This window comes from Streptomyces flavofungini, from assembly GCF_041028215.1.
Lineage (GTDB): Bacteria > Actinomycetota > Actinomycetes > Streptomycetales > Streptomycetaceae > Streptomyces > Streptomyces flavofungini_B.
The window spans coordinates 1-11,434 of the sequence record NZ_JASKYR010000248.1 but is presented as its reverse complement, the minus strand read 5'-3'; the positions used below and the strand labels follow the sequence as shown (position 1 = coordinate 11,434).

The following is an 11,434-nucleotide window of genomic DNA, read 5'->3' as shown; positions in this document are numbered from 1 at the left end:
CGGCCGGGACCCCCGACGCCCCCGCCGTCACCCACGAGGGCGAGACGCTCACCCACGCCGAACTGGACGCGCGCTCCAGCCGCCTGGCGCGGCTGCTGATCGAGCACGGCGCGGGCCCCGAGACCCGCGTGGCCCTCGCCCTGCCCAGAACCCCCGACCTGCTCGTCGCCCTGCTCGCCGTGCTCAAGTCCGGTGCGGCCTACGTACCCGTCGACGTGCGCTACCCCGCCGACCGCATCGCCCACATGCTCACCGACGCCCGGCCGCGCCTCGTCGTGCTACGGGCGGCCGGGGCGGCCGGACTCACCCTGCCACCGGGCACGGAGCGGATCGTCATCGACGACGAGGCGGTCCGTGAGCGGGTGACGCGCCTGGGCGCCCACACCGTCACCGACGCCGAGCGCGTCCGGCCGCTGCTGCCGGGCCACCCCGCGTACGTCATCTACACCTCGGGCTCCACCGGCGTGCCCAAGGGAGTGGTCGTCGAGCACGCCAACGCGGTCAACCTCGTGGCCACGGTCGGCGAACAGTTCGGCACGGAGGGGATGTCGAGGACCCTCGCGGCCACCTCGCTCAGCTTCGACGTGCACGCCTTCGAGATGCTCACGTCGCTGGCCGTCGGCGGCCACCTGGTCCTCGTCGACGACCTCTTCGCCCTGCTGGAGCGCGGCGGCTGGGAAGGGAGCATGCTCTGCGGCGTCCCCTCGGTGCTGACGAGCGTGCTGGGCGGCGGTGACCTGGCCGTGTCGACGCGGCAGGTCGTACTCGGCGGCGAGCCGCTGTCCCGCGCTCTGGTGCGGGACTTCCAGCGGCGTGCGCCCGGCTGCGTCGTCAACAACGCTTACGGGCCCACCGAGACCACCACGTACTCCACCCTCTGGCGCAGCACGGACGGCCCGGACGACGGGAACCCGCCCATCGGACGTCCGGTGGCCAACACCCGCGTGTACGTGCTCGACCACCGGCTCCAGCCGGTGCCGGTCGGCGTGCCGGGCGAGCTGTACATCGCGGGCGCCGGGGTCACGCGCGGCTATCTGCACCGGCCGGGACGCACGGCCGAGCGGTACGTCGCCTGCCCGTACGGACCCGCGGGCGACCGGATGTACCGGACCGGGGACCGTGTGCGCCTGCGGCCCGACGGCACCCTCGACTACCTCGGCCGCCTCGACGACCAGGTGAAGATACGCGGCTTCCGCGTCGAGCCCGCGGAGGTGGAGGCCGCCCTGCTGCGGCACGCTCACATCGCCCGCGCCGCCGTGGTCGTACGGGAGGACCGGGCGGGCGACCGCAGGCTCACCGCCTACGTCGTGACCGTCGAGCCCGGCACCCCCCTCGACGTACCGGACCTGCGGCGGCACCTCGGCGCGTCCCTGCCGGAGTACATGGTCCCGGCGGCGTTCGTACGGCTGCCCCGCTTCCCGCTGACGCCCAACGGCAAGCTGGACCGGGCGGCACTGCCGGCCCCCGAGCACCAGCGGTCGGGCCGTGCCCCCCGCGGCGCCCGCGAGGAGGCGCTCAGCGCGCTCTTCGCCGAGGTGCTCGGGGTGGACGGCGTCGGTGCCGACGACGGGTTCTTCGACCTGGGCGGCCACTCGCTGCTCGCCACCCGTCTGGTGAGCCGGGTGCGCACCGCGCTGGGCCTGCGGATGTCACCCCGTACCCTCTTCGAGGCGCCGACGGTGGCCGGGCTCGCGAGCAGGCTCGACGACACCGGCAGGGAGACAGGGTTCGACGTACTGCTTCCGCTGCGCCGCGAGGGCGAGGGACGCCCGCTGTTCTGCGTCCACGCGGCAGGCGGCCTGGCCTGGCCCTACGCGCGCATGCTGCCGCACATCGACTCCCGTACACCGGTCTACGGCCTTCAGGCGCGCAGCGTGGGCGAGCCGGGCGGCGGGGTGTGCAAGCTCGACGACATGGTGCGGGACTACGCCGACGCGCTGCGCTCGGTCCAGCCGGAGGGCCCGTACCAGCTGCTCGGCTGGTCGGTCGGCGGCAACATCGCCCACGCCCTCGCCGCGCACCTGACCGACGAGGGCGAACGCGTCGCGTTCGTGGCCCTGCTCGACTCCTACCCCCCACCGGATGCGGCGGCGCTCCCGGACTCCGGCGCCCTGCTCGACGGTGTCCTCGCGGAGGTCGGCATCGCGCCCGACGGAAGCCTGTCGGAACAGATCGCCACGCTGGGCGCGCGGGCGGTCGAGGGGGTGCGCCTCGCGGCGCGCTCCGCCACCGAGGTCCTGCGGACGGTGCCGCCGCGTGCGGACATCGACCTCGTGCACTTCCGTGCCACGGCCGACGGCCCGCCCGCCGGTGCCGCCCGCGAGCGGTGGACGGCGTACGGCGAGGGCCGGTTCACCGCGTACGACATCGACTGCGATCACCACGCGATGATGGGCCCGCGACCGCTCGCCGAGATCTGCGGCGCCCTGTCCGGACATCTGACGGAGAAGGGAGCCTGACGTGCGGTCACTCGCGGAGATCGACCTCGCGGACCCCGCCGTGCACGCGGAGGAGGACCTGGCACCGGTGTGGCGGCGCCTGCGGGCGGAGGAGCCGGTGCACTGGCAGCCGGGACGGGACAGCGCTCCCGGCTTCTGGGTGCTCACGCGGTACGAGGACGTGGCCGCCGCCTACCGCGACCCGGACCGGTTCCGCTCGGACCGGGGCAACGTCCTGGAGACCCTCCTGGACGGCGGCGACGGCGCGGCCGGACTGATGCTGCCCCTGACGGAGGGCGCGCGCCACACCGAACTGCGCGGCGCCCTCATGAAGTCCTTCTCGCCCCGCGCCCTGGCCGGGGTCGTCGACAGCATCCGGACGGCCTCCCGGGAACTGATCACCGAGGCGCTGGCGCGGGGGGAGTGCGACTTCGCGCAGGACGTGGCGGGGCAACTGCCGTTGCGGGCCATCTGCGGCCTGCTCGACGTGGAGCGCGGGGACCGGCAGCACCTCCTCGACATGACGTCGTCGGCGCTGGGCTCGGAGAGCGAGCAGGGGCTGCTCCAGGACTCCTGGGTCGCCAGGAACGAGATCCTGCTCTACTTCTCCGACCTCGCCGCCCGGCGCAGGGCGGACCCGCGGGACGACATCGTCAGCCTCCTCACCCAGGTCCGGGTCGGCGGTGCCGCGCTGAGCGACGAGGAGGTGATCCTCAACTGCTACAGCCTGATCCTGGGCGGTGACGAGACCACCCGCCTCGCCCTCGTCGGCGCGGTGGCCGCGTTCCTGGACCACCCCGGTCAGTGGGAGAGCTACCGGCGCGGTGAGGTCACCACCGAGCTCGCCGTGGAGGAGGTACTGCGCTGGACCTCGCCGATCCTGCACGTGGGACGCACGGCCGGGACGGACCTCGTCGTCCACGGCCGTACGATCAGAGCGGGTGACATCGTGACGCTGTGGAACGCCTCGGCCAACCGCGACGAGGCCGTCTTCGACGCACCCGACCGGTTCCGTCTCGACCGGACTCCGAACCGCCATCTGACGTTCGCCCACGGCACCCACTTCTGCCTGGGCGCCTTCCTGGCCAGGGCCGAGATCGGGGCCGTGCTGAACGACCTGCGCGAGCTGGTGGCGGACATGGGCGCGGCGGGGCCCGCCCGGCGGATCTACTCCAACTTCCTCGGCGGCCTCGTCTCCCTGCCGCTCAGCTGGCGGGCGGGGCCGCCCGGCGCAGCAGCAGGGTGACGAAGCCCAGGGTGCCCCGGTAGCCGTGCAGCCAGGCGGCGCGGTGCGCGTCCGCCGCCTCCATGGCCTGGCCGTGGTCGGGGTGTCCGGGATGGTCCAGGGCCCACCGGGCCACGGAGCCGGTCCAGGACCACTCGTAGTCGTCCCACTCCTGCTGGGTGCTGACGTGTCCGTAGAGGGGCACCCACCCCTCGGCCATGACGTGGTCCACCGTCGTCGCGAGGTCGTCGTACTCGTCGGCGGCGAACCCGGCGTCGAGAGTGCGCCGGTCGGGTGCGCGCTCCCAGAAGCAGTCCCCGAGGAGCACGCAGCCGTCCGGGGCGAGGTGGCCGTCGGCGGCCTTCAGCGTGGGCAGCAGCCCGCCGAAGGCGTGACTGGCGCCGATGCTGAGCACCAGGTCGTAGCGGTGCGGCGAGACGAACTCCGCGGCGTCCTCGGCGTGCAGCGCGATGTGCTCACCCAGCCCCGCCCGGTCGACGGCGCGGCGGGCGGCGGCGATGGTCTCGGGGTCGTTGTCCACTCCGTCGGCGCGGAGACCGGGCCGGGCGTCCTGTGCGCGCAGCAGCCAGGTGCCCGACCCGCATCCCAGGTCCAGGAGCCGGGCGTCGCCGTCCGGCAGGGCCCGGTCCAGGAGGGTGTGGACGGAATCGTCGCTCAGCGGGGCCGCGATGGGGTGACGGGTGTGTGCGATGGAGCTGATCTGTCGGCGGTGCATGGCGGCATCCTGCACGCCGCCGCCCGCCGGGGCCGCGAGGCGCTCCGCGGCCGGGGGCAGGGTGACCCGATGGTGTGATGGTACGGACCGGCTCCCGCACCGCGTCAGCCGTCGGGGCGGCTCGACGCGGCGGGTGCCGTGCCGGTGACCGTCAGACGAGTGCGCGGCCGTGCGAGGCGTACCGGCGGCCCGCGGCCCGGCGCAGGTCCGCCAGTACGTTGATGCGGCGCAGCCAGCGGTCGGTGCCGTCGTAGCGCGCGGTGAAGGGGCGGCGTCCGTGGACCGCGCGCATGTTGTCCACGATGAGGAGGTCGCCGGGGGCGAGGACCACGTCGCGCAGCTTCGCGTCGAAGGCGGCGATCACCGCCTCCAGGGCCGCCGCGGCGGAGGCGTCCAGGTCCTTGGGCATGAACGCGGGGTCGATCCGGACGAACGGGGCGTCCCTGTCGCCGGAGAGGATCGCCGTGCGCCGGGGACTCTCGTTCATCTCGGCGATCTTCTCGAACGCCTCCTTGACCCAGCTGGCCTCGCCCATCCCGGTGGTCTCGCTGTTGAAGGCCGCGGTGTGCGACTCGTCAGGCAGGATGACGAAGCGCTCCTGGAACAGCAACTCCCGGACCTCCGGGTCCACTTCGATGTCCTGCACCGGAGCGAACGTGGTGGGGACCCGGTCGTGGTTGCGCAGCCCGATCAGCATGATCCAGTCGGCCCGCAGCGGGTGGAAGGCGTCTTCGTTGTGCCACTCCAGGTTGGTGGTGGAGCTGGACCCGAGCTGCTGGTACTCATGGCCCTTGATGGGGAAGACGTCGAGGGCCATGCGCCCGCGCTGCTGGGTGAGGTAGGAGACGGGATCACCCATCAGGGAGCCGATCAGGAGCAGCAGCGCCGTGGCCCGCGCCGCCTCGGGGCCGGTCGGCTCGCTCGCGTAGCTGGTCGGGGTGGGTCCGACCAGGCTCTCGTCGATCGGGAGATTGGACAGGACGAGGCCGCCGTACGGCCGGCCCGTCAGCCGGAAGTCGATCAGCTGTGCCCGGACCCTGGCTGGCACCTCGTGCGCGGCGAGGGCTATGTGGTCGAGTCGGTCCTCCAGCGGAGTGTCACCGGCCGCGTCCAGCAGGCTGTCGGCCAGCTCCTTGATCTCCGCGCGCTCCTCGTCGGTCAGCTTCAGGCAGGGCGATCCGTCGTCCGGGCGCAGCGGCAGCTCGCCCACGGCTCGGGGACTCGACAGGTTCATCGACGTGCTCTCCTCGTTGCATCAGGTGGGTGATGGAGGCCGCTCGTCCGTCTCGGCGACCCGGTGTCCTGCGGTGCGCAGCAGCCCGACGGCGAGGCCGAGCCGGTTCTCCGGCACCAGCACCATGTCGGCGTGGTGGGTGGAGGCGACGAAGACGGGCACGCCGCCCGCCGCGAGCGGCGCGAGCAGACCGGCCAGCATGCCCGGTACGTCCAGGCCGTGTGCGGTGCCGCCGCTGTAGAGGGGTGCCCATGTCTCCCCGTCGGCCCCGGTCCGGCCCGGTCGCGCCGGACGCACCACGGTCAGGCCCTCCGGTGCGCGGACCGCGCAGAGCCAGTCGTCCGTGGGAGCCGTGTCCTGGTCGAGCAGGCTGATCACGTATCGGCCGGGGAGCGTGCGGACGCTCTGCGAAAACACGGTGGGAGACCTGCCCTTCGACGGTGCGATCCGCTGGAATGCGCAGCTTCTAGTCGGGCGTCGGCCGCAGTGCGGCGGCTGAAACATCTGAAATGGAGATACCGATGGCTATCACCACACCCCGTCCATCGGCCCATCCATCAGCAGACAATGCCAGAGTGGCGATTGATCAGCAAGACGACCTGGAAGGGGAATTGAAGACTCCGGCGGCAAAGGGAAAGGGAAGGAAAAGGATTCGATACTTCCTTGACGTCCATGATCAGCCTTGCAGTATCGTGCGGCACCCAATAAGGGAATGGCTCTTGACTCACCGCATACCGGATTACGTCCCGTATTCGAGCGGCGGCGCGATCCAATGTTTCGGCGCCGGAAAGCGGTAATGCCGCCCCCGCTCAGGGGTGCAGCTCGACGGGAAGGCTGCTGACACCGCTCAGGAAGTTGGAGTAGAAGCGCCCCACTGGGGCGGTCACCTCCGCCCGCCCCACCCGCGCCCGCAACGCCGCGAAGAGCGCGCTCAGTTCCACCCGCCCGAGCTGGGCGCCCACGCAGAAGTGCGGGCCGAAGCCGAAACTGACGTGGCGGTTCGGCCGGCGCCCGCCGTCGAAGGCCTCCGGGGCGGTGAAGACGCTCTCGTCGTGGTTGGCCGAGGTGTTCCACAGCGTCACCACGTCCCCCTCGGCGATCCGCCGCCCGCCGAGCTCGGTGTCGCGCAGCGCCGTACGCCCCACGTGGATCGCGGGAGTCGTCCACCGCATGACCTCCTCGACCAGCAGCTCGACCGGGATCTCCCCGCTCTTGAACCGCGCCCACTGCTCGGGGTGTTCGATCAGGGCGAGAAGTCCGCCGACCATACCGAGCCGGGTGGTCTCGTCGCCGCCGAGCACGAGGCTGTAGCAGTTGAAGACGATCACGTCGTCGCGCAGCGGACTGCCGTCGAGTTCGCTGGTGGTCAGCATGCTCACCAGATCGTCCAACGGCGCGGACCGCAGCCGCCTGGCGTGCTGGGAGAAGTAGACGAGGATCTCGCTCTGCGCCAGTTGCGCGTCGCGCGCGGTCTGCCCCGGCGCCTCCGAGCCGAGGGCGGAGTTCGCGAGCTTCATGATGTACTCGCTGTCGGCGTCGGGCACACCGAGCAGCTCACAGATCGCGGCGATCGGGATGTGGGCCGCGACGTCCTTCATGAAGTCGCAGCGCCCGCGCTCCACGGCCCGGGTCACCAGCTTCCGCGTCGCCGCACGGGTCGACTCCCCGAGCCGGTCGAGGAGTTCGGGGGAGAACCCCCGCTGCACGAGGCGCCGCACGCCGCGGTGCTGCTCGCCGTCCGAGACCGCGAGCATCCGGCCCGACGACGAGTCGCCGCCGTGCAGCAGGGTGTCCATGACGTTGCCCGAGGCGGAACCGAAGTCCTGCGGCCGACGGTAGGCGTCCATCACGTCGGCGTGCCGTGCGACCACCCAGAACCCTTGCTGGCCCGGCACATGGCCGTGCCAGGAGACGGGCTCCTCCGCGCGCTTGCGGCGCCAGAACTCGGTGAGGTCGAACTCCGCGTGTACGGAGGGGTCGGCCAGGTTCACCGCGTACGGGTCGGCGGGCCGGGGCCGCTGCCGCGTGGGCTGCCCGACGCTCATCCGATCGCCCCCTCACCGGCCGGCGCCTCACTGGCCGCCGGTTCGAACCGGAAGCCGCCGAACCCCGCCACCGCGGGGGTCCGCGGGACCGGCGCGCCGCCGTCGAATCGCTGCCACGGCGTGGCGGGATCGCTCGCGAGCGCCTCCAGGACGAGCCGCCACCGGTCAAGGAGCAGCCGGGCGGTGTCCTCGTGGTAGAGGTCGCTGTCGTACTGGAGGATCAGGGTGAGTCCGTCGCGGTGCTCGCAGCCCTGGAACGACAGGTCGCAGAGGCCGGAGTCCAGCGGCACGACCCGGCCCGAGAGGGTAAGTCCGGGCGCGGTGCCCGCTTCGCTCTGGCCGTAGCACGTCACGAACACGTCGAAGAGGGCGTTGCGCAGCGGCTCGGCCGGCACCGCGAGGCGGTCCACCACGTGGTGGAAGGGCAGGCGCGCGTGGTCGATCGCCGCGTGCATCTGCTCCGCCACCCCGCTCACCAGCTCCGCGAGGGAGGCGGGCCGCAGCCGCAGCCGCAGGGCCGTGGAGTTGGCCCCGTTGGTGAGGTGCTCGGACAGGCCGAGCTGGCCCCGCAGATTGACCGGCGTGCCGAGGCAGATGTCGTCGTTGCCCGTCGACTGCCGCAGTACGACGGCCACGGCGGCGGCCAGCGGCGCCACCAGGCCGGTGCGGGCCTGCCGCGCGACATCGCGCAGGGCCGTGGTGGGACCGGCGCCGAACTCGACCTGGACGGCCGTGGTGCGTGCGCCGCCCGGCCGGGACCGGGGCCGGTCCACGGGCAGCGGCAGCGCGGCCGGCGCGGGCGTCAGGACCGAGCGCCAGTGGTCGAGCTGTGCGTCGAAGGCGCCGTCGGCCAGCAGCCGGGACTCGCTCCTGCCGATGGCCAGCGGGTCGTTGGCCAGGGGCGGCAGCGCGTCCGCGGCGCCTTCGTAGGCGGCCACCAGGTCGCGGGTGAGGACGTCGATCCCCGGACCGTCGCTCACGATGTGATGGCAGACCGTCAGGAGGCGGTGGGAGCCGCCGGGCAGCCGGAACAACGTGGTGAGCAGGGCCGGGCCGTGCGCCAGGTCGATGGTGCGGTTGGCGCGCAGGCGGACCTCCTCCGCGCACGCCGCCTCCGGATCGGCCGATGAGCGCAGGTCGACCACGTCCAGCGGCAGCGCAGGACCGTCGAGCGAGACGTGCGGAGCGCCCTTCACCTCGCGCACGGTGGCCCGCAGCATCGGATGCCGCAGCCGGACCGCGGCAAGCGCGGCAAGGAGCCGGTCGGTGTCGACGGCGCCGCCGCAGGTGAACAGCGTCGGTACGTTGTAGGCGGCGTCGTCCTCCGGCCGTGCCTGGCGCAGCAGCCACTGCCAGGCCTGTACGGGGAGCAGCCCGGCCTCGCCCTCGGCGGCGGCACGCGGCGCAGGAGCCTCGGCGGCCGGTGCGGTGGCGGTGATGAGTCCGGTGAGGCGCTCGGTGAGGGTGCCCGGGGTGGGGTTCTCGAAGAGGTCTCGGGCGCGGATGTCGGTCCCGTAGGTCTCGTTGAGGCGGGCGGCGATCTCCGCGACACCGAGACTGTGGCCTCCGGAGGCGAAGAAGTCCTGGTCCGGCGCGATGGCGGGGATGTTGAGCACGGCGGCGAAGACGGCGCTGACCTCGGCGAGGACGTCGCCGTCCGGCTCCGTGCCCGCCGCGTCGGCCGCCGCGTCGGGCGATGCAGCCGTGGCCGCCGGGCCCTCGGGCAGCGCCCGCAGCGCGAGCACCGCACGGTCGATCTTGCCGTTCGGGGTGTACGGGACCTCGGTGAGCGGCACGAACGCGCTCGGGATCATGTAGTACGGCAGCGTGTCGGCCAGGAGCTCGCGCAGTTCGGCGGCGGACGGCAGGACGGCGCCGGGCAGCGGGATCAGATGGGCGACCAGGAGCCGCTCCCCGCTGGTCTCGTGGACCACGGCGATCGCGGTGCCGATGCCGGGCAGCGCGCCGAGCACCGTCTCCACCTCGCCCAGCTCCACGCGGAAGCCGCGCAGCTTGACCTGGTTGTCCTTGCGGCCGCGGAAGTCGATGGCACCGTCCGGGCGGAAGCTGGCCAGGTCACCGGTGCGGTACAGGGTGCGGTCGCCGTCGAGTTCGGGCCGTACGACGAATTTGGCGGCGGTCGCCTCCGGCTGCCCCGCGTACCCGGCCCCGACCCCCAGGCCGCCGATGAACAGCTCACCGACCGCGCCGGGCGCGGCATGGCCTCCCCACGGGTCGAGCAGCCACATACGGAGGTTGGTCATCGGCCGCCCGATCGAGGGGGCGGGCTCGGGGGCGCCGGCGTGGCAGTGGTGCCAGGACTGAAGGGCGGTGGCCTCGGTGGGCCCGAAGGCGTAGATCATGTCGCGGCCGGGCTGCCAGCGGTCGACGAGGTCCTGGCTGAACAGCTCGCCCGCGGTGATGACGGTGCGGATACCGGGGAAGTCCTCGGGGTCGAGGCGGATCAGCAGCGGGGAGAACGGGAAGAAGGTGTCGGCCTCCGTCTCCCGTACACACGCCGCTAGACCCTTCGCCGAGATCAGCTCGTCGTCGAAGGGCACCACCGCGGCGCCCGCGTAGAGCGGCGCCAGCAGTTCCCAGACGTTGGCGTCGAAGCCGGGGCTCGCCAGGCTCAGCGAACGCCGTCCGGGGCCGAGGCCGAACTGACGGGCGGACACGTGCATCAGGTTGCGCAGACCGATCTCACGGATCTCGACGCCCTTGGGCACGCCGGTCGAGCCGGATGTGTGCATGACGTAGACCACCGAGTCCGGCGCGACCGCCACGGGCCACGCGCCGCCCGCGCGGGGTGTCCCCGCGGGCAGATCCAGGCTGACCGGGATGCGGCGGGCCTCGGGCAGCAGGTGGTGGGTGGCCGCCGTGGTGAGGACGACCGGGGCGGCGCCGCGGACGATCTGCTCGATCCTGGCCTTGGGGTAGGCGGGGTCGACGGGCACGCACACGATTCCGGCCCCGAGGGCCGCCGTCCAGGCGACCACGAGTTCGGCGGAGCGGGGGAGACAGACGTAGACCGAGTCGCCCCGCCGGACCCCCGCGTCGGCCAGACGGTCCGCCACCGCACGCGCCAGCTCCTGGAGCCTGCCCCGGCTGAGCGTCCGGTCGCGGGTGATGACCGCGGGGGCCTCGGCGTCCCGCTCGGCGAGTGCGGCGATGGCCTGGGCGACCGTGAACTCCGGCACGTCGCCGTCGGTGTCGTTGAGCTCCACGACCAGGCGGCGGTGCTCGTCGGCGGTCAGGAACGGCAGGTGCGCCAGCGGGGCCCGTGCGGCGTCGGGATCGCCGAGCCGCCTGGCGACACGCAGCAGGATGTCGGCGAGGCGCTCCGGGGCGGCGGTGCGCGCCCAGGCGGGACCGGCCGTGACATGCACGCCGTCCCGACCGGAAGCCAGCCGTACGAAGAGGTCCGGGTCGGCCGGGACGGGGCAGTCCCCGCTGAGGTCGAGCAGCCGGGCGCTCTCGGTGGACGGCGCCGGTTCGGCGCGCGCCAGGGCGGACGCGGTGGCTTCGAGGAGGGTGGCCGACACGGCGGATGCGTCGGTGCTCACCCGGATCGTACGGGCGGCACCGTCCTGCCACACCGTCAGGAGCTGATCGGCGTCGCCGTCGAAGTGGCCGAGGACGGCGAGGGTCGCGGCGATCAGAACGTCGGGTTCCGGAACCGTCCAGCCTTCCGGAGCAAGTGCCGTCGGCTCGGCAGAAGTCATGGCGGGATCCTTTCGGTGCGCGGTGTGGGGC

General features: G+C 73.0%; 7 protein-coding genes. 2 read left to right on the top strand and 5 right to left on the bottom strand.

Features of this window, described 5'->3' with window-relative positions; all coding sequences use genetic code 11:
• Together AB8Z36_RS18580 and AB8Z36_RS18575 are read left to right on the top strand one after the other, a co-directional pair.
• On the top strand, positions 1 to 2,459 hold a 2,459-nt coding region (locus tag AB8Z36_RS18580), incomplete at its 5' end, for an amino acid adenylation domain-containing protein (RefSeq protein ID WP_369214452.1).
• Position 2,460: 1 nt separating this feature from the next.
• On the top strand, positions 2,461 to 3,684 hold the full coding sequence (locus tag AB8Z36_RS18575) for a cytochrome P450 (protein ID WP_369214451.1): 1,224 nt from the start codon (positions 2,461 to 2,463) through the stop codon (positions 3,682 to 3,684).
• Here the strand turns inward: AB8Z36_RS18575 and AB8Z36_RS18570 are convergent.
• The 5 genes from AB8Z36_RS18570 to AB8Z36_RS18550 all read right to left on the bottom strand — a co-directional run bounded on the left by AB8Z36_RS18570 (position 3,644) and on the right by AB8Z36_RS18550 (position 11,403).
• Entirely contained in the window at positions 3,644 to 4,399 is a 756-nt protein-coding gene (locus AB8Z36_RS18570; protein WP_369214450.1) for an SAM-dependent methyltransferase, read from the bottom strand. The genes AB8Z36_RS18575 and AB8Z36_RS18570 overlap by 41 nt on opposite strands.
• Before the next feature lie 151 nt (positions 4,400 to 4,550).
• Positions 4,551 to 5,633 (bottom strand): guanitoxin biosynthesis L-enduracididine beta-hydroxylase GntD, encoded by a 1,083-nt coding sequence (gene gntD / locus AB8Z36_RS18565; RefSeq protein WP_369214449.1) that lies wholly within the window; start codon positions 5,631 to 5,633, stop codon positions 4,551 to 4,553.
• Between the two features lie 21 nt (positions 5,634 to 5,654).
• Positions 5,655 to 6,050, bottom strand: a complete 396-nt coding sequence (locus AB8Z36_RS18560) for an ACT domain-containing protein (RefSeq protein ID WP_369214448.1) — start codon at positions 6,048 to 6,050, stop codon at positions 5,655 to 5,657.
• Between the two features lie 392 nt (positions 6,051 to 6,442).
• The gene (locus tag AB8Z36_RS18555) at positions 6,443 to 7,678 is read right to left on the bottom strand and encodes a cytochrome P450 (RefSeq protein ID WP_369214447.1); all 1,236 of its coding nucleotides are present in this window, start codon (positions 7,676 to 7,678) and stop codon (positions 6,443 to 6,445) included.
• A complete protein-coding gene (locus AB8Z36_RS18550) occupies positions 7,675 to 11,403 on the bottom strand; it encodes an amino acid adenylation domain-containing protein (RefSeq protein ID WP_369214446.1) in 3,729 nt (1,242 codons plus the stop codon). Before AB8Z36_RS18550 ends, AB8Z36_RS18555 begins: the two co-directional genes overlap by 4 nt.
• Between the last annotated feature and the right edge of the window lie 31 nt (positions 11,404 to 11,434).

What these genes read in the sequence shown, in the direction of transcription:
- AB8Z36_RS18555 (WP_369214447.1), bottom strand. Translation starts at nt 7,678, where the DNA reads ATGAGCGTCGGGCAGCCCACGCGGCAGCGGCCCCGGCCCGCCGACCCG.
- AB8Z36_RS18570 (WP_369214450.1), bottom strand. Translation starts at nt 4,399, where the DNA reads ATGCACCGCCGACAGATCAGCTCCATCGCACACACCCGTCACCCCATC.
- AB8Z36_RS18550 (WP_369214446.1), bottom strand. Translation starts at nt 11,403, where the DNA reads ATGACTTCTGCCGAGCCGACGGCACTTGCTCCGGAAGGCTGGACGGTT.
- gntD (WP_369214449.1), bottom strand. Translation starts at nt 5,633, where the DNA reads ATGAACCTGTCGAGTCCCCGAGCCGTGGGCGAGCTGCCGCTGCGCCCG.